Raw genomic sequence first — 19,542 nt, forward strand, 5'->3', positions numbered from 1 at the left:
TTATTTATTATCAATTAAATAAATAGCATAGCTAGAAGCGCTAATAACTAATTCACCAGCATGGTAAGCATCTGGTACAAAACTACCTGATTCGGCATCGGCCATGCTGGCCATTTTAGCTCTCATATAAGGTTGAGAGCTTGTTTCTATTGGCTTTAAAGATGCGCTATAAAGACCTTTAATTTCTACGTCGTAATCGGATGCGAATTCTTTTGCGGCACTTTTAGCATCTTGTATCGCCATTTTTTGCGCTTTTTGCTGTAATTCGTCATACCTGCTTGATATAAATTGCGTATTATTAATTTCGTTAATTCCGCCACTTACAAGGTTTTGCAATAATAATGGGTATTTATCAACTTCTTTTAACGTTAATGACAAGCTACGTGAAACCCTAAAGCCAACAAACTCTTGCTTGTTTGTCTCTCGGTTATATTGGTTTTCTCGGTGGATACTAATTTGGCCAGCATTAATGTCTTTATCTAATACACTAGCTTGTTTAGCTAGCTTAATGGCTTTTGCCATTGTTGTGTCAGCTTTTTGTTTTGCTAGCATTAAATCTTTATGTATTTCAACAATACCTACACTCAGCTTGACATTATCAGCTACAGTTGTAACTTGTGCTTGGCCTTGAATATATATATGTGGGGCATCAGGAGTTGTACTTGCAAATGTATTGAAACTTAAAGCTGCAGCTAACAATGATAAATAACGCATAAAGATCCTTAATAGTTTTAGTGTAGCTATTAGATACCCTAAGTGGTTAATTGAAAATGAACAAGTATAAAAAAACAGACCGAAGTCTGTTTTTATTTTTTAACGGTTAAATACTACAACGTTTATAATTGCGATATTTTGGTAACCAATAGTTTCTATCAATGGCTGCCCATAACATATCATCACTGATCTCAAGTGCAACGCCTTCTTCAATTGCTTTTTTAGCAACGCCAAATGCAATACGTTTACTTAAGGTTTCGATCTCTGTTAGTGCAGGAAGCAAACTGCCTTTCCCGGTGTTAGCTCGTGGCGATGATTCAGCTAGTATTTCACTTGAGACCATCAACATTGCATCGGTAATACGTGTTGCTTTAGCCGCGATAACACCTAAACCAATACCAGGGAAAATATAGCTATTATTGCACTGCGGTATAGTAAATGTTTCACCATTGAATACAACAGGTGCAAATGGACTGCCGGTTGCAACAATCGCGTTACCTTCGGTCCAGTTGATTACATCTTCAGGAAGTGCTTCGACTTGCTTTGATGGGTTACTTAGCGGGAAGATAACTGGTTGCGCGCAGCCACTGTGCATAGCACGGATGACCTGCTCAGTGAATAAACCCGGTTGACCAGATACGCCAATTAAAATATCAGGCGCGGCACAATGCATCACATCTAATAACGAAGCAAATTCGCCACTGTATGTCCAATCTGCTAACTTTTCTGTCGGTTGTGCAAGTGATTGTTGGAAGTCACGTAAACCTTGCATACCAGCTGTCACTAAGCCAAAACGATCAACCATAAACACTTGGCTGCGCGCTTGTTCGTCTGTAATACCTTCCGATATCATTTGTGTGATGATTTGTTCTGCAATGCCACAGCCTGCAGAACCTGCTCCAACAAACACAACTTTCTGCTCAGATAACTTTGAGTTTTTTACACGACATGCAGCAAGCAATGAACCAACAGTGACAGCCGCAGTGCCCTGTATATCATCATTAAAACTACAGATCTCATCACGGTAGCGCTTTAATAACGGCATAGCGTTTGGCTGTGCAAAATCTTCAAATTGCAACAGCACGTTTGGCCAGCGACGCTTAACTGCTTTGATGAAGAGATCTAAAAATTCATCGTATTCATCTTGTGCAATACGTTTATGGCGTGCCCCCATGTACATTGGGTCGTTTAATAGTTTTTCGTTATTAGTCCCTACATCAAGCATAACTGGTAATGTGTACGCAGGGCTTATACCACCACAGGCGGTATAAAGAGACAACTTACCGATTGGAATACCCATACCACCGATCCCTTGGTCGCCTAAACCAAGAATGCGCTCACCGTCGGTTACAACGATGACTTTTACTTTACCTTTGGTCGCATTACGCAGTATATCGTCGATTTGGAAGCGATCTTCATAAGATATAAATAAACCACGAGCACTGCGATAAATATCAGAGAATTTTTCGCAGGCATCGCCCACTGTTGGGGTGTATATGATAGGCAGCATTTCTTCAAGATGGTCACGCACTAAACGATAATAAAGTGTTTCGTTGTTATCTTGAATCGCACGCAAATAAATGTGCTTATTAAGGTTATCGTTAAAGCTTGAATACTGTTGGTAACAACGTTCAACTTGTTCTTCGATTGTTTCGTAGCGAGGAGGCAGTAATCCTGCAAGGTTGAAACTTTCGCGCTCTTTTTGAGTAAATGCACTGCCTTTATTTAATAGAGGAGTTTCAATCAAGCCTGGGCCTGAGTGATGAATATAAAGATAATTTGGATCGGTATTTGTAGTCATAATTCCAAGCTTAACGAAGTCTTTAATTTTGATCTGCCATTATTACCGTTGAATATTAAAAAGCAATGACATTCAACCTTGTCAGACCATTGACGATACGAGAAATACGCACATTTATTATGTGCGTAGCGTGTTATTGTACATTAAGTTAGTACTGTGATTAAGGCTTATTCACAGCGTTTTTATGTTCTTTAAGAACAAAATTCTGTTCGCTTAATGCGATACCCTCTCTGCGTGGATCAGCTGCACCATATAATTTACCGTTGAGCAGCTCAACTGCATGTAATCCAGAGTTTAAATCAACTTGTCTTACTGTATGACCACGCTTTTTTAGATCGGGAATGATACTTTCAATAGCGGTGCCTTTTTCTACACTGGTATAGTTATTACGATTAGTGATACGTGGTAAGTCAATTGCTTGTTGCGCGGTTAATTGCCAATCAAGTACGCCAATTACAACATGCGCTACATAATTTATGATACGACTTCCCCCCGGTGAGCCTACAACTAAACGTAAACTGCCGTCTTTATTAAAAACCATCACTGGCGACATTGAGCTTCGAGGTCGTTTACCTGCCTCAACTCTATTTGCTAATAGCATGCCATTTTTGTAGGGTGACAATGCAAAGTCAGTAAGCTGATTATTTAATATAAACCCGTTAACCATGACCGTTGAACCAAATGCCATTTCTATCGAACTGGTCATTGAAACGGCATTACCTTTTGCATCCACAATTGATACATGAGTGGTTGAAGGTAACTCGTAAGCATCATCTTGTGCGTAACTTAGTAATGGACGGGGCTGACCTGCTTCTGCTTTTTTATCATGTTCTGTAATTAATGTTGCTCGTTGACTCACGTAACTATGAGCAAGTAGCTCACGAGTGGGAATGTCTGCAAAGTCAGGATCCCCCATATATACATTACGATCAGCAAAGGCTAATCGAGATGCTTGGCTAAAGTAATGAATCGCTTTGGCCGAATTAGGCTGGTATTGGCGCATATTTTTGTCTTCAAGTAATGCAAGTATTTGTAATACAGCAACACCACCACTGCTTGGTGGTGCCATAGAGCAGACGTTGTATTCGTGATATGGCGTACAAACCGCATCACGTTGTTTACTTTTATAATTAGCTAAATCAGTTAATGCGAGCGTACCGGGTGCTACGACTGAATGCTGTACCGCATCCACCATTTTTATCGCGTTATCGCCTTTGTAAAAAGCATCGATCCCCTTACTGGCTATCTCTTTATATAGATCAGCTAAGGGTTGGTTGGTTTTTAGCACACCTGCTGCCAAAGGCTTACCATCTGGGAAAAAGTAATCTCGGATCGCAGGAAGCTTGGTCACACCAGGGTTTATCTGTTTCACTAATAACGCATGCAACCGCGGTGATACAATAAAACCGTGTTCTGCAAGTTCAATGGCAGGCTTAAAAAGTGCAGCCCATTCAAGGTTGCCGTGTTCTTTGTGGGCTTGAGCCAATGCATGTAATACACCTGGCACACCTACTGAACGCCCTCCAACGACTGCATCAATCCATGATGCAGCTTTACCATCTTTATCTAAAAACAGCGATTCGTCTGCATTGCTTGGTGCTGTTTCTCTACCATCAAATGTTGTTAACGCATTCTTTTGTTTGTCGTAATGAAGTAAAAATGCCCCACCACCAATACCAGACGATTGTGGCTCAACAAGTGTTAATACCAATTGTGTTGCTATAGCGGCATCAACCGCACTCCCACCGCTTGCTAATATTGTTTGACCCGCTTGTGTTGCATATGGATTTGCGGCTGCAATCATATATTCATCACCAACAACGTGTTGTTTTTGCTCAAGTCCAGTAGCAGCTTCTGGCTCACGTATTTCTGGGGGTAATTGGCTTGCAAAAACAGGCAGTGTTAATAACGTTAAACTAAAAATGATACTGGTATAGGCGTGTGAAAACATAAAAAAGCTTAATTGCATTGAGATATTTGGCATCTTAAAGTTAAACGGGCACAATATGCAAAATATTATGTAAAAAATAAGAATAAAATGGTCAATTTGCCAATTCAACCCCGCTATATATTACCGCCTCTGTGTTTAATGGTACTAAGTGCACTTTTTGCTTTATTTAGCCTCAATGATTCCTTAGAGTTTAATCGCCAATTAATTGAACAAGGCCAAGTGTGGCGTTTAATAAGTAGTCAATATGTACATACTAATTGGGCACATTTAGGATTAAATTGCGCCGGTATCATTTTAATTTGGGCATTGCATGCTGAACACACAAAACCGCTTGTATATGGTGCACATACAATTGTTCTCGCCACATGGTGTGGTATATGTATTTACTATTTTTGCCCTGATATTGAAATCTATACAGGGTTAAGTGCATTACTGCACGGGGTTATTGTGTGGGGTGCTATAAAAGACATTACCGTTGGAATGAAGACGGGATGGCTATTATTCTTTGGTATTTGGGCAAAAATATTATTTGAACAACTTGAAGGTCCTAGTGCACAAGTAAGTGAACTTATTGCCTCTAATGTGGCTATTGATGCACATCTCATTGGTGCAATTGGAGGCGTGTTATTAGCTATACCGCTAATTTTTAAGTTAATAAAAAAACGCCAAGCATAAACTTGGCGTTATTTTTTATTTACAGACTGTGATTAAAGAGTCTCTTTAAACATTTTGTAAATACGGCGATACTCATCTAACCAACTTGATGGTTGTCTAAAACCATGCGGCTCAACTGGGTAAATGGCTGTTTCAAAGTTTTCTTTTTCAAGTTCTATCATACGCTGTACAACACGTACCACATCTTGAAAGAACACGTTGTCATCAACCATTGGGGCATTGATCAATAAGCGGTTTTTTAGGCCCTCAGCAAAATAAATTGGTGAACTGCGCTCATATGCGATTGGATCTACATCTGGGTGGTTTAAGATATTTGACGTATAAGGTCCGTTATAATGTGCCCAATCAGTTACAGGGCGAAGCGCTGCACCCGCTTGAAATAAATCAGGCTGAGTAAATAATGCCATAAAGGTCATAAAACCACCATATGACCCACCATAAGTACCTACAGCGGCTGTATCAACATTCGCATTGTCAGCCATCCAGCTTACACCATCGGCTAAATCTTGAATTTCTGGTGTGCCCATCTGACGATAAATAGCGGTACGCCAATCACGGCCATAACCTTTTGACGCCCTGTAATCCATGTCCATTACCACATACCCTTCAGAGGCGAGTAGCGAGTGGAACATAAATTCACGAAAGTAACCTGACCAACCCATGTGTGAATTTTGTAAATAGCCAGCACCATGGTTGAAGATGACTGCTTTACGGTTTTGGCCGCTTTCGCCCTCTACGTAATCCGCTGGGTAATATACTTTTGCATAAATAGGTTGTTGAGTATGACTCGATGGGACTGCAATGATTTTAGGTGCAATGAGTTTTTTAGCTAAAAACTCTTCAGATACAGTATTAGTTAAACGTGTAGCTTGAGTGTTAGCTTTTGCCGGTGCTACATAAAGCTCGGCCGGTTGCATAATTTTTGAATGTGTTAGCAACAGTTTAGTTTGATCTGGACTTAATTGATAATCGGTCATCCCATCAAGGTTAGTGACTTGCTCTGATTGGCCTGATTCAACATTTACTTTGTAAATCTCGTATAACCCTGGGTGTTCAACATTCGCTTTATAATATATAGCGCTATTGTCATCAGTGAGTGTTAGATTTGAAACAACAAAGTTACCCTTTGTAAGCTCAGTAGCCTTACCTGTAAGCGGCTTTTTATAAATATGGCTATAGCCTGACTCTTCAGATAAATAATACAAGGTGTCTGAGTTATTTAACCAACCAAAATCATTATACGTGTAATTAACCCAGGCATCATCATGAAGACGATGCTGCGATACAAGTTTGGCTTCGTCCACATTAACGGTCGCTAGCCAACGATCTTTGTTATCCCACGCTTCAAGCATAACAGCGACTTGATCGCCTGTATCATTCCATACTATTGCGCCTTGATCCCAGCCCCAATCCATCATTAGGTTTATATCACGCGGTGCTTTTTCTGATTTATACGTTTTACCATCACGGGCATAGTTTTCTGTTTTTACAGAGGCTAGCACGTCTTCATCAAACCCAGGAAGGCTCGTCATTGAAATTGTTTTTTGGCTATTGTCGGTTAAATCAATATAAATAAGTTCAGAGCCTGCTGATTTTTCATCTGCTACACGTCTGCGTACTTTCTCAGCTTTAATTGTGCCATCGTCACCAATGTAGTTAGGCATTATATCAGCGTCATCGCGCCATGATTTTTGATCTTTAATAACCGCAAGGATGGCTTGACCATTTGGTGATAACTGCGCATTTACCAGTGTTTTGCCTTTACCTAAATAAAATTGGGCATTGGCAATAGAGGTGTTTTGTTTTGTTAACTGCTCATTACGAGTTTGCTTGTCTTGCTTGTTTTTATGCATCAAAGAGACATAATCAATTAGTTTATGCTGCTCTTTTGCTATATATGTAGCAGGCGCTTCTACACCTTTGGGTTTATCACTTAGCTTAATATTCGCAAGTTCACTTGTAATACCTGTAGCTAAATCAACTTTATTAAAAGTGGTGCCTTGTCGATAAACAAGTGCGCCGTCATTCAAAAATTGTAAATTAGACTCTCTGGCACTACTGTGAGTAACCTGTTTTATAGCACCCGTTTGAACATTTTTTACAAATACATTGCCTTCAAATGTGTACGCTTGCAATTTCTTATCATTTGAATAAACCGCATTTTTAGTGCCAAGTGTATGATGTGCACTTAAGGCAACTTGCTCTGCTGTTTGCGATGTCGCACTTTGACTAAAGACATCTCGTAATTCATTACCTTGTTGCTTACGCGCATAAAAAATAGTGCTTGAATCTGCAGACCAATATGCACGCTCAGGTTGACGCCCTAACCAATCAGGATGAGCCATTGCTTGCTCTAGTGTAATAGCTGTTGAGCCAGTATCTTGTGGGGTTACGACAACACTTGGGGCTACTGTTTTTGTAATAGGTGCTTGTGATGCTGTTGATTGACAACCTGAAAGCATAAAGCTAGATGCTACGGCAAGTGCAACTAAGGTTTTTTGAGTAGAAGATTTAAAAGTCATAGTGCTTCTGTAAGGTTATTATAATTAACCTAATTTAATCAGAAGCACCTATGTAATAGCAATTTTTTTAGATAAACAACACAACTTTGCTGTTCAATTACTTCATTGAAATATTTAGCCAGACCATACGATGATCTGATGATGCATTGCGGTCTTTAATAAGCCGATACAATTCGCTGTTTTTTACAGGCCAAAAGACACCGCCATCCACTACATCTAATCCATAGGTAGATGGTAATACATAATCAACCCGCGCTTGCCAATAAGCTGTGTACGCAGCACCGTACTTTTGTGGGTAACTGGTTTTAGCCCCTTTACTGTGAGGTACAAATTGGCTATTGATCAACGGGTTTTTTAGTAACTGATTTGTCGTATCTGGGCGTTTTTTATCGCCCTCAGGTGCGGCATTTAAGTCACCAACAATAACAAAGCGCGATTGCGCAGCTAACCCCCCTTTTACGCCTTTGTCATCGTATAAATAGTTTGCGTTGGCAACATAGTCTTTTATTAAGCGTATTTCATCGTGATTACGTTTACCGTTTCGATCTTCAGCGCCATCAAACACCGGTGGTGTTGGGTGTGAAGCAATAACATGAAGTGTGTTGCCTTTTATTTTAACGGGAATATCCCAAAATGACTTTGAGCTTACACGTAGCGCTTGCCATTCTTCATTGTTATACCAATTCTCACCTGTTACTGGATCTACAGGCATTTGAGCACCAGGCATATCTTTATTCTTGAAATTTTGAAGAGTACGAATGTTATCAAAATCGATTGGATAACGTGACAGCACAGCCATACCATAATGGCCTTCAAACAAACCAAAGCCATACGCATCGCCTTTTACACCTGTAACCTGCCCATCATTATCAAGGTCGAACGGCGTTTTTAACCCGGTGTTAACCGGTGCTATGTAGGTATAAGGGTAATTAATAGCAGGTTGTTTGTTTTGGCTTTTAGTTAAATAATGCGCCTTAAAGTATTCAATGCCTTGCTCTTTAGCCACATAATCAAACTCATTGAGGAGTAAAATATCAGGGCGAACACGTTGGATAATTTCGGCAATATTTTTAATTTGTGGGTGGTTATTTTGCAGCGCTTCAATTAATGCATTTGGGTTAACTTGTTCACCTTGTTTGGTATAATTTGTCGCATCCATACTCACATTAAACGTTGCAACGCGTAATGTGTCTGCAGCAAACGCTGCGCCAGAAGTACCCGCAAGTAGTAACACACTACTAATCGCAGCCATAAAAACCTTACTATTCATTATATGAATCCATCTAAAATTAATAATAAAATGACACTGCTTACCACTATCCACAAAAATGTCGCCATTATAAAGGGCTTAAGTCCTGCTTGCTTTAATACTGCAAGCGATAACCCACTGCCAATTAAAAATAAAGTCATCACTAATACTTGTTTTGCCGCACTATTGATAAGTTGCCAGGCCTCTGAAAATTGCGGTAAATAGGTGTTGATCAATGCAGCGGCTAAAAAGCCGATGATAAATAAAGGAATGCTGGCTTTTTCTTCTGAGCGCCAAAATACCCCTGCTAATGTGGTATACGGAATGATCCACATTGCACGAGTAAGCTTGACTGTAGTGGCAATGCTCAGTGCAACTGCACCATACGTAGCCGATGCACCCACTACGCTACTAGTATCATGAATAGCTAAAGCAGCCCACAATCCAAATTGTTCTTGGCTTAGGTTAAAATAATGGCCGATACTGGGAAATAACAATAGCCCAACGCCATTAAGCAAAAATACCACCCCAAGGGCAACGGCAACTTCATGATCTTTTGCTTTTATAACTGGCGCCATAGCGGCAATGGCGCTACCGCCGCAAATTGCCGTGCCAAAGGATATTAGCACGCCGGTATTACGATTAAGTTTAAAAACTTGTGTTAAAATTTCACCTAATCCAATAATCGCGGTGATACTGACTATTGTTAATACAAGTGAGCTTCGCCCCACTTCTATTACTTGGTTAAAATCAACGGCAAAACCCAGGCCAACAACCGCCGCTTTTAACATCCACTTACTGGCTTTTTGAGATAAGTCGGCGAAAGGGTTTCCTAAAAATATGGCGAAAGCCGCGCCAATAATAAGAGCACTGCCAGCACCAACCCAAGGTGTAATACACAGAGCAAGTAAAATAAGGTACAAAGGTTGTGTTATCGTGTTTGATAAAGACATTTCAATCCTATGGACGTACTAACTTAGCGGTAAGCTTATCAACCATTGGGGCTACAAATGTAACAGTTGGAAACGCGATACAAAATGCAAAGATCCACGCTTTTAGCCACACAGATATAATAGTATCAATTATGCCAACATTAAAAATTGGAATAACTAACGACATAAAACCAGACATAAACAATGCCATAAAAAAAGCAAATACAATGGCTCGATACCTAGCGCTTATCATTGGCAACATCCTTTTTTAGGTACTATTAAAAAAGCCGAGATAAACTCGGCTTATAACTAATTTAAAATCAGCGCGGTGCTGGTGGCAAGCACTCCGGGATAATCTTCCTCAGGAAGATGCTCTGAGAGCTCCGCTAAGCGCTCCCCTAGCTCATGGAGGGTTGCTGCTGAGACATTTATATGACCCATTTTTCTACCTGGTTTCGCAGTTTTCCCATACCAGTGGCTTGTTACATCGGGTACGCTGAGTACCTGCGTAGGTATAGCGGCTTGACCTAATACGTTTATCATTGCAGTGACTCGTTGTAATTGCGTATTACCAAGTGGTAATCCTGCAACGGCACGCATATGATTTTCAAATTGACTGCTGTGTGTACCTTGTTGTGTCCAATGACCAGAATTATGAACACGTGGGGCAATTTCATTCACAAGTAATTGACCGTCAACATCAAAGAACTCAATAGCTAATACACCAACATAATCAAGCTCAGTCGCTAATTTGTTAAAGGCATCTTCAGCTTGCTGTTGGATAGTCGTCTTCTCTTTCCCAGCAATTGATAATGTTAGTACACCATTGGTGTGCTGATTTTCAGTTAACGGATAAATAACGGTATTACCGCTTTTGTCTCGCGCACCAATAATCGATACTTCGCGATCAAAAGGGATCATTTGCTCAGCGATAATAGAATGCGGCGCTATATCGGTCCCTGATGCTATAAAGTCAGCCATTTCAGACCAAATTTGTTCGATTTGCTCATCTGACTTTAATCGCCATTGACCTTTCCCATCATAGCCAGCTTGACACGTTTTAATCACTAACGGTTTGCCTAAAGCAATAACGGCTTGTTCTAGATGAGCTTTTTCTGTTATTAACTGATAAGGCGCACATTTTACAGATGTTTTACTAAGCAATGCTTTTTCAAGAGCACGATCGCCCCCTGTTTTAATGGCGGCTTTACCTGGGTAAAACTTATTGCTTGCACAGCATAATGTAAGTACGTCATCAGGGATATGTTCAAACTCAGCAGTAATTGCATCTGCTTGATCAATTGCTTGAGTTAATGTTGTGGTATAAACTTCACCCGTTAATGGATGAACAACTTTTTGGCTACCGACATCGTAAGCAACCACATTTAAATTAAGTGGTGCACCCGCTAAACACATCATGCGTGCTAACTGACCTGCACCTAAAATTAAAATAGTCATATTACTCTGCTGGGTTCGGATTAGCTAAAATTGTTTCAGTTTGTTCTTTACGAAACGCTTCGATTTTTGCAAACATCTCAGGTTGATGACACCCTAAAATTTGTGCGGCTAATAAACCTGCATTTGCAGCACCGGCATCACCTATGGCTAAAGTACCCACTGCAACGCCTTTTGGCATCTGACAAATAGATAATAATGAGTCTACCCCATTGAGTGTTTTTGATTTCACAGGAACACCTAATACTGGTAACGAGGTAAAGGCCGCAGCCATACCAGGTAAATGCGCAGCACCGCCAGCACCAGCGATAATAACTTTAATTCCGCGCTCTGCCGCAGAACTTGCATAATCAGCAAGCAGTTGAGGAGTGCGATGCGCAGAAACAACTTTAGTCTCGTATGCAATGCCAAACTTATCTAGCATAATCGCTGCGTGTTCCATAGTTGGCCAATCTGATTTGGAACCCATAATAATGCCAACAACACTCATAAATACTCCTCAGTAATAGTTTTGTACTAATAGCGGACTTATGTCCGCATTTATGGCACGTATTATATACCCAAGCCACATCAAGATGCGAGTGTCGTTAGCATTAAAAGCGATTTAAGCAAGGCATTGAAGCAAATAATGACTGTGATCTTTTAAAATCGGTAACGTAGTACAAACAGCTTTTAAACCAATTCGAGGGCGCTTCACGGGCACTTACTTTCTGCGTTATTACTCCTTAAAAGGGATCGCCATTATTGCGAAGTCACGCTGACTATTAAGCTATGGGAAACGTGGAATGTAATCTTTCTGCAGGCCTGTTTATTAATGGCTAAATTGCAAGTATCAAAAAACAAAAAAGCCATGACAGGCATGGCTTTTTTGAACGAATTAAAATTTAGCTTTCTTTACTCGCTAAGTATTCAGAATAAGTGCCTCTGAAATCAATTATTTTACCGTCTTTAACTTCCCAGATACGTGTAGCAACAGATGATACAAATTGACGGTCGTGGGATACGAATAATAACGTACCTTCATATGCTTCAAGCGCAAGGTTGAGCGCTTCAATTGATTCCATATCCATGTGGTTAGTTGGTTCATCCATTAATAGGATGTTTGGCTTATGCATCATAATCTTGCCAAACAGCATTCGACCTTGCTCACCACCAGAGATAACTTTAACAGATTTAGTTATGTCATTTTGTGAAAATAACATACGGCCTAAGAAACTACGAACAACTTGCTCATCGTCACCTTCTTGTTGCCATTGCTCCATCCACTGAAACAAATTGAGATCTGTATCAAACTCATCAGCATGATCTTGCGCGTAATACCCTATATTGTGATTTTCAGACCACTTAAACTCACCTTGTTTAGGTGCTAAGCGCCCTGCCAGCGTATTTAAAAGTGTTGTTTTACCCACACCGTTTTCACCAATAATCGCAATTCGTTCGCCAACTTCAACTAAGCCTTCAAGGTCGGTGAAAAGCATGTCGTCAAAACCTTGGCCAAGATTTGTCATTTCTAATGCATTACGGAATAATTGTTTTTCTTGCTCAAAACGAATAAATGGGGTTTGGCGCGATGATGCTTTAACTTCATCTAACTGAATTTTATCAATGCGCTTAGCACGCGAAGTTGCTTGCTTAGCTTTAGATGCATTCGCAGAGAAACGAGAAACAAACTGTTGAAGTTCTGCAATTTGATTTTTCTTTTTAGCGTTTTCACTTAGTAAACGTTCGCGGGCTTGTGTTGCTGCAAACATGTACTCATCATAGTTGCCTGGGTAAATGCGTAATTCACCGTAGTCAATATCGGCCATGTGTGTACACACTGAGTTTAAGAAATGACGGTCATGCGAGATGATGATCATTGTACAGTCACGTTGGTTTAAAACGTCTTCAAGCCACTTGATAGTGTAAATATCCAAGTTATTGGTAGGCTCATCAAGTAGCATAATATCTGGATCTGAAAATAATACCTGAGCCAATAGCACGCGTAGCTTAAAGCCCGGCGCAATTTCAGACATAGGACCGTAGTGTTGCTCAGTCGCAATACCAACACCTAAAAGTAATTCACCCGCTTTTGATTCAGCAGAATAACCATCCATTTCAGCAAATTCTGTTTCAAGATCGGCAACTTTCATACCATCGGCTTCGCTCATTTCTGGCAAGCCGTAAATGCGGTCACGCTCTTGTTTTATTTCCCACAATTCCTTATGGCCCATGATCACAGTATCGATTACTGAGTATTCTTCATAGGCAAACTGGTCTTGATTAAGTTTAGCGACACGTTCGTTTGGATCAGTGCTTACATTGCCAGCTGATGGTTCAAGCTCACCACTTAAAATTTTCATAAATGTTGATTTACCACAACCATTAGCGCCGATTAAACCATAACGGTTTCCTTCGCCAAATTTAGCTGAAATATTATCAAATAATGGTTTAGCACCAAATTGCATGGTGATGTTAGCTGTACTAATGATAGCGCTACCCTCCAAGGGGAAAACAAAGGAATAAAATTGGCTGGAGTTTAAACTAAATAACGCAATTTTTCTATGAATTATTAGTGTAATAGCAAAAGCCTGAGTAGCATTATTATTAAATAAAACCAACCCAAAAGAACTGCTATTTTAATGAGTTTTAGCGAACTTAAAACCCTGTTTACGATTAATTTACAGTTAAATTTCCTCCATGCTTTTTAAATGATTTTTTTTCACTTTAGACCCAAATAGAGCTTTGTTAGTCTTCGCCGCTAAACACACAATATGAAATAATTTAAACAAGGCAGTACCGCATGAAGAAAATATTAGTTGCCGCTACTCTCACGAGTATTTTAATTACGCCAAATCTCTATGCTATCGAAATTTATAAGGATGATAAAAATACCGTTACCATAGGTGGGTTTATCGATGCGCGCGTTATTAATACGCAAGGGCAAACAGAAATTGTAAATGGTGCATCACGAATTAATTTTGATTTCAGTAGAGAACTAAACGATGAATGGACGGCGTTAGCCTTACTTGAATGGGGAGTAAACCCTGTTGGCAGTAGCGACATTATTTATAATAACCGCTTTGAATCAATTCAAGATGAGTTTTTATATAACCGATTGGGTTATGTGGGCTTAGCACATGAAAAATATGGTCAGCTGACTCTTGGTAAACAGTGGGGAGCTTGGTATGACGTTGTTTATAGTACCAACTACAGCCTTGTTTGGGACGGAAATGCCGCCGGTGTATATACATATAATAAAGACGATGGCGCTGTAAATGGCACCGGTCGAGGTGACAAGCTACTGCAATACCGAAACACATTTGGTGATTTTAGTATTGCCACACAAGTACAATTGAAAAATGATAACTTTTATACCTGTGATATTGACGCAATATCACAATCAGCATGTGAAGATCTGTGGAATTCAGGTAATACAGCGGCCCAAAAGGTAGAATTTAATTCAACTTACGGCGCTGCGCTGACCTACTCAATGACAAATAAGATAAAACTTACCGCAGGTGTCAACCGTGGTGAATTTAATATTGCCTACGGAGATGGTCAAAATAAGTCAGTCGTTGACTTAATATATGGTGCAGGTATTACCTTTGGTAAAATCAGTTCTCGCGGCCTTTATGTTGCAGCAAATATAAATAAAAATAAAAATCACGACACTGATAATTTAGGTCGGTTAATCAAAGATGCTATTGGTGTTGAGACTTTTGTCTCTTACAGGTTTGATAACGACTTTAGACCATTTGTAGCCTACAACGTATTTAATGCAGGTGCTGACTACGTAATTCAACCAAACTTCAATGCCGACCCAAACGATGTATTTAAGCGTCAGTTTGCGGTGGCTGGTTTGCACTACCTTTTCGATGAAGACACAATTGTATATATTGAAGCGCGTAAAGACTTTAGCGATTTTACAAGTAGCAATAAACAACAACAAGCTTCAATGGAGCAATCTGAAGATGATGGTATAGCATTTGGGTTTAACTATACTTTATAAAATTTAAATAAGCAGAGCTTACATGTTCTGCTTATTTCTGACTTTACTGATCCACACTCTTTTCTTTAGTTCTTTTAATCGTTGTAGCCATAGAAATAATGAAAGTAAACATACTCCTGAAGTAAACTTTCCTTTGGTAATTATTAATGAGCCTTGCACCTTTGTTGAGATTACGATTATCAAAAAAATGTATGATGTGTTCTTTTTCGTGTGTGATACTAATAAGGAGTTTTCTGTTCAATACTTTGCATATACGCGTCATTTTTCTATAAATTTATTATAGCGAGTTAGCGCACTTTCGACGCTTAATGCTGGGTTCTCAGAATGCTCTGCATGTGCATTTATGGTGCTGTGCCACTCAAGGCGGTCATTTCTATTTACTGTTAATGTATCTTCAAGCTTATTAAACGCATTAAGCATTAGTGGATGCTCAGCCCCACCAACTGAAATGTACAAATAAGTTGGCCGATGTAACTCGTGTAACGATGTTTGTAAAAAATCAGTAAAGTGTTTTACAACAGTCATATCGTCATACCACGCAGCAGGGCTAAACGCGAAATAACCATTAAAAAGCTCTGGTTTTGTATGCAATGTGTAAAGTACAAAACTACCGCCTGCTGAAAAACCACTTAAGATACGATCATCTGTTAGCTTATAATTTGAAGACAGGTAAGGGAGTAATTCAATTTCAATAAATTGTAAAAATTTATCAGCCTCACCTCGCGCTTCAAAATTCGCCTCAGGTCTAGCATCAGTATTTACATCTTGTCGAGCATATGGCGGCACTAAATCTCTATTACGTGTGAATTCCCAAAATTGATTTGGAATTGACACTAATATAACTCCATTTTTAGTGTGTTCGTTAAGCACAGCATCCCATTTTGTTAAGTTAAAATTACCATCAGTCCTGATAATTAACGGGTAAGCTTTATTTGAATCAAAATTCTCAGGTAATCGAATAAATACCTTTCTTGACTCATTCAATACATTAGATTCTATTGTAATATCCATAAAGGAGGATACATAATGATCATTATAACGCGCAGTAAGTGTAATCACTCCCACCAATGCAATGACTAAACAAAAAGTAATTATATGACTTTTATTTATTTTCATTCGTTCTTTGTAATGAGATTTTAGAGTTCACAAAACGTATCAAAAAATAGATAACAAGTCACATCTTTATTATAAGTAAGCACAGTGACTACACTTAAAACAGGCGAACAAGATGAAGGGCTAAATAATCATTTTGTTATAAACGCTTTTTTTAAGGCAAGATACCCCTCTTTTGGGCCTAAAATAAGCCACAGCATGATCAAGCCACCAGGGATCAATATACCTTTAAGTAACGGGCCTAACATGTAAGAATAAAAACCGATGAATGGTAAAAATAAAACATAACCGATAACACGTTTGAAAAAATTCATTTTGCTTCCCTTTTATTGAGCGCGCTCATAAATATAATTGAGCGCGCTCAATAAATCAAGCTATGTAATTTAAGTCACTCTAAAAAACAAATAAAGTAATGAAATAAATGAATAAAAAAAATATAACACGGCATAAAATTTTAGATTCTGCTTGGCTCTTATTTTTAAATCAAGGCTATGAGCAAACATCTACACGGCAAATAGCTAATAATGCAGGTGTTGCAACCGGCACGGTATTTAGTCATTTTGAAAACAAAATTGACCTACTTAAAGCTGGTATGCATCAGCAGATAGGCACAATAATCATGCAGTCAAAAGAGACCGATGTTCAACATTCACCTCGATTGAAATTACATCATTACGCCCAACCGTTATTTGAATTTTATTGTAGTAATATTGAATTTAGTAAAATACTAATTAGCGATATGATTTGGCAAACTGAGTTTTTTGAGCTGCAAATAAATGACTTTAAAGCACTACTATTTAGTGAACAACCTCAATTTGATGACATTAAAGCGTCTGTAATGATGGATTGTTATTTTATGACAATTATTTCAGGTTTGAATCAAACAACCCCCGATCCAAAAAAAATGTTACGCATGTTAATGAATAAAATAGCAATTATCTAGCTTATATAACTGTAGTTTTAAGCTACTTAATTCACAATATGTAATTAAAGCCTAATATTATTAGGCTACCATTTCCAACCACAGCTTTTATATGGCGCTGAACCTTTTCTATGTTGGTAATTGAATATTACGCAATTGATCAATTGTTAACTGCATCTCAACTTAAATTAATTTCTATCGGGTTGTTCATCTAAAAGTTTTATTGCATATTCCAACGCAGAGTCTTTACTCTCCTTAATATCTTTGATGTTAGGAAACTCAAATGCATGCTCCACAGGAACTCCGACAAATTCATAGCTTTGCCCTTCACTGTCGGCATAAAACTCATTAGATAACGTAATCCCCCAACCATTTGGTAGTGCTTTTATCAACGCATCACTTAAGGCTCCATAACTATTTTCACCGATGAATATCACATTATTCCTCGCCTTTAATGCTATTAAAAACACCTCTGCAGCACTTGGCGTGAGGTGACTGGTAATCACAACAATTTTACCAACGAAAGGTTTAATGTATGCGGGGGAAACAAGTATGCCTTTCTTTTCACTCATGCCAGTTGGAACTTTGAAGCTTTTAGTGCCAATTCGAAGTGGTTTATCTATAAGGTAGGACATTATTTGTAAAGCGACTAAATCACTTCCGCCAGAACTATCCCTAAGGTCTATAATCACTCCTTTAGAGCGATTAAAGTGTGGCGTTATCTTTTGCATTACTTCCTGTGTTTCATGTGCATCGAAACTTTCGACTCTAAAGTACGAACCACCACCTTTGAGTTTTGCAATAAGGAAATTATCCGCTAGATATTGTGCAGGTTTGTTGGTAGAAAAATAGGATTCTACATTTTTTATCCATTGCCGATAGATATACCTGTAAACTTGTGAAATATCCGAAAACTCAGAGTTTTCAACTAGATATTCTTTCAGTCTTATTTCTGAAGCAGACTTTCTCGGTGAGTAATGGCTTAGCCTATTTAAAGAGCCATCAATCAATATCGCATGACCATCTCTGATATATTCAAGAAATTCGTCAATGATTTGTTGTAGTTCATCAGGGGTTGTATTGTTATCTGCGCGTTGGAGCCACCGTGACTTCAATGCCTTCCAGTTTAGCTCTTTTTCTTCAGTAAATGCGTAATGATAAGAAAAGCTGTCTAATACAACTCTTAATACCTGACGACTATTGAATACATAGCTATTGCTTTGAAAGCCATTTAGCTCATTAGAAGTACAAGTTTTTGGTAATACATCGAGCTTTGTGACAGATAGAGGGAATAACTTATCAAAGTCTAATTGTTTAGTTTTTTCATCAATGGTTACACCATCTCTTTGAGCTTCATCAGTTAAAAAATGATTCAAAAGACAATAATTATCACTGATATCGTAGACAAGTGGTTTCACATGATTCGTTAAATCAAACACATATCCATACCCTTCAGTTTTCCAAATGGCAGTTGCCGAAGAATGAAAACTACTCATAATTGTAGTCATTAAAAATAACAAACCAATGAGCAGTTGTTTAACTAAATAATCCATATCAATCTCTCATATTTACAGTGCTAAAACACAGCGCACCATCCAGTTGTTTAGTGTTTGAATATGGTATATACCATCTATACCGCTATAAGTCGTTAATGGTCAAGCGCGAAAGGCAGGTTGCCATCTGTACTCAATGCACTCTCAAGTGTTAATGCCTGCGCTAGAAATTTCTCTAACTCTTCTCTTGAGTTTCTTTTAATACGCAATGCGTAACTGCACCGTTGCGATCTAATGCAAGCAAAACGGGCACTTTGGTTATGTCATGGCTTATAAACCCCATATTTGCGAGCTGGTCTATCCAATTGTCGTTTACTCTTGACCGACTCATTTATAAAGGTTTCATCGGCTTCAATAATCCCATGAAACTCTGAAGGCTTGCCTTGGTTTAGATAATAACTGATGCCGCCAACACCAAGCAGTTTTTACATTAATACCTAGAGCACCGATCAGTATACATTCTAACCAGATCGACATTTGCTTCAATTCATGATCAAATAGCGTGTCTTAGCTAACGTAGTCATATCATGAAATATAATCGCCATTGGCAATGCCCTGAAGCATTGAGTAAAAAAGAAAAATTAATCTGTAGCCGTTTAAAAACACATGGCAAACTCTTCGTATTTCTTCGTGAATATCGACATGAAATTCTCAATGAAACCAT

Annotated in this window: 17 protein-coding genes; 3 read left to right on the forward strand and 14 right to left on the reverse strand. The window is 38.8% G+C overall.

What is annotated here, in order from left to right:
- The 3 genes from ACJJVX_RS13570 to ggt form a co-directional block, all read right to left on the reverse strand.
- Positions 1 to 714 (reverse strand): SIMPL domain-containing protein, encoded by a 714-nt coding sequence (locus ACJJVX_RS13570; protein WP_405631886.1) that lies wholly within the window; start codon positions 712 to 714, stop codon positions 1 to 3.
- Between the two features lie 106 nt (positions 715 to 820).
- The gene (locus ACJJVX_RS13575) at positions 821 to 2,515 is read right to left on the reverse strand and encodes an NAD-dependent malic enzyme (RefSeq protein WP_054204602.1); all 1,695 of its coding nucleotides are present in this window, start codon (positions 2,513 to 2,515) and stop codon (positions 821 to 823) included.
- 160 nt (positions 2,516 to 2,675) lie between these two features.
- Positions 2,676 to 4,466 carry a gamma-glutamyltransferase gene (gene ggt, locus ACJJVX_RS13580; RefSeq protein WP_405631888.1) on the reverse strand — a complete coding sequence of 597 codons (1,791 nt, stop codon included), beginning with the start codon at positions 4,464 to 4,466 and terminating at the stop codon, positions 2,676 to 2,678.
- Between the two features lie 87 nt (positions 4,467 to 4,553).
- Here ggt and rrtA point away from each other — a divergent pair, with 87 nt between their 5' ends.
- Complete coding sequence (gene rrtA, locus ACJJVX_RS13585; protein WP_054204603.1) at positions 4,554 to 5,141, forward strand: rhombosortase; 588 nt, start codon at positions 4,554 to 4,556, stop codon at positions 5,139 to 5,141.
- A gap of 32 nt (positions 5,142 to 5,173) precedes the next feature.
- On the opposite strand, the gene ACJJVX_RS13590 is transcribed toward rrtA, so the two are convergent.
- The 7 genes from ACJJVX_RS13590 to ACJJVX_RS13620 all read right to left on the reverse strand — a co-directional run bounded on the left by ACJJVX_RS13590 (position 5,174) and on the right by ACJJVX_RS13620 (position 13,770).
- A complete protein-coding gene (locus ACJJVX_RS13590; protein WP_405631891.1) occupies positions 5,174 to 7,663 on the reverse strand; it encodes a prolyl oligopeptidase family serine peptidase in 2,490 nt (829 codons plus the stop codon).
- Positions 7,664 to 7,760: 97 nt separating this feature from the next.
- Entirely contained in the window at positions 7,761 to 8,915 is a 1,155-nt protein-coding gene (locus tag ACJJVX_RS13595) for an endonuclease/exonuclease/phosphatase family protein (protein ID WP_405631912.1), read from the reverse strand.
- 17 nt (positions 8,916 to 8,932) lie between these two features.
- Positions 8,933 to 9,865, reverse strand: a complete 933-nt coding sequence (locus tag ACJJVX_RS13600) for a YeiH family protein (RefSeq protein ID WP_099458965.1) — start codon at positions 9,863 to 9,865, stop codon at positions 8,933 to 8,935.
- Positions 9,866 to 9,872: 7 nt separating this feature from the next.
- The gene (locus tag ACJJVX_RS13605) at positions 9,873 to 10,097 is read right to left on the reverse strand and encodes a DUF2798 domain-containing protein (protein ID WP_405631893.1); all 225 of its coding nucleotides are present in this window, start codon (positions 10,095 to 10,097) and stop codon (positions 9,873 to 9,875) included.
- A gap of 56 nt (positions 10,098 to 10,153) precedes the next feature.
- Entirely contained in the window at positions 10,154 to 11,302 is a 1,149-nt protein-coding gene (locus tag ACJJVX_RS13610) for a 5-(carboxyamino)imidazole ribonucleotide synthase (protein ID WP_054452978.1), read from the reverse strand.
- A gap of 1 nt (position 11,303) precedes the next feature.
- Positions 11,304 to 11,789 (reverse strand): 5-(carboxyamino)imidazole ribonucleotide mutase, encoded by a 486-nt coding sequence (gene purE, locus ACJJVX_RS13615; protein ID WP_054204607.1) that lies wholly within the window; start codon positions 11,787 to 11,789, stop codon positions 11,304 to 11,306.
- 394 nt (positions 11,790 to 12,183) lie between these two features.
- Positions 12,184 to 13,770, reverse strand: a complete 1,587-nt coding sequence (locus ACJJVX_RS13620; RefSeq protein ID WP_082355598.1) for an ABC-F family ATPase — start codon at positions 13,768 to 13,770, stop codon at positions 12,184 to 12,186.
- 311 nt (positions 13,771 to 14,081) lie between these two features.
- Here ACJJVX_RS13620 and ACJJVX_RS13625 point away from each other — a divergent pair, with 311 nt between their 5' ends.
- Complete coding sequence (locus ACJJVX_RS13625) at positions 14,082 to 15,290, forward strand: porin (protein ID WP_054204608.1); 1,209 nt, start codon at positions 14,082 to 14,084, stop codon at positions 15,288 to 15,290.
- Between the two features lie 258 nt (positions 15,291 to 15,548).
- On the opposite strand, the gene ACJJVX_RS13630 is transcribed toward ACJJVX_RS13625, so the two are convergent.
- Complete coding sequence (locus ACJJVX_RS13630; RefSeq protein ID WP_405631896.1) at positions 15,549 to 16,406, reverse strand: alpha/beta hydrolase; 858 nt, start codon at positions 16,404 to 16,406, stop codon at positions 15,549 to 15,551.
- Positions 16,407 to 16,534: 128 nt separating this feature from the next.
- Positions 16,535 to 16,717, reverse strand: coding sequence for a hypothetical protein (locus ACJJVX_RS13635; protein ID WP_054204610.1), 183 nt, complete (start codon positions 16,715 to 16,717; stop codon positions 16,535 to 16,537).
- A gap of 107 nt (positions 16,718 to 16,824) precedes the next feature.
- Between ACJJVX_RS13635 and ACJJVX_RS13640 the strand changes: the two genes are divergently transcribed.
- Positions 16,825 to 17,346, forward strand: coding sequence for a TetR/AcrR family transcriptional regulator (locus ACJJVX_RS13640; RefSeq protein WP_054204611.1), 522 nt, complete (start codon positions 16,825 to 16,827; stop codon positions 17,344 to 17,346).
- Positions 17,347 to 17,513: 167 nt separating this feature from the next.
- Here ACJJVX_RS13640 and ACJJVX_RS13645 read toward each other — a convergent pair whose 3' ends face one another.
- Both ACJJVX_RS13645 and ACJJVX_RS13650 read right to left on the reverse strand, forming a co-directional pair.
- Positions 17,514 to 18,878, reverse strand: coding sequence for a S41 family peptidase (locus ACJJVX_RS13645; protein WP_405631899.1), 1,365 nt, complete (start codon positions 18,876 to 18,878; stop codon positions 17,514 to 17,516).
- A gap of 175 nt (positions 18,879 to 19,053) precedes the next feature.
- On the reverse strand, positions 19,054 to 19,209 hold the full coding sequence (locus ACJJVX_RS13650) for a hypothetical protein (RefSeq protein ID WP_405631901.1): 156 nt from the start codon (positions 19,207 to 19,209) through the stop codon (positions 19,054 to 19,056).
- Positions 19,210 to 19,542 lie beyond the last annotated feature (333 nt).

Origin of the sequence: Pseudoalteromonas sp. Ld20 (assembly GCF_045064175.1) — a bacterium.
GTDB lineage: Bacteria > Pseudomonadota > Gammaproteobacteria > Enterobacterales > Alteromonadaceae > Pseudoalteromonas > Pseudoalteromonas neustonica.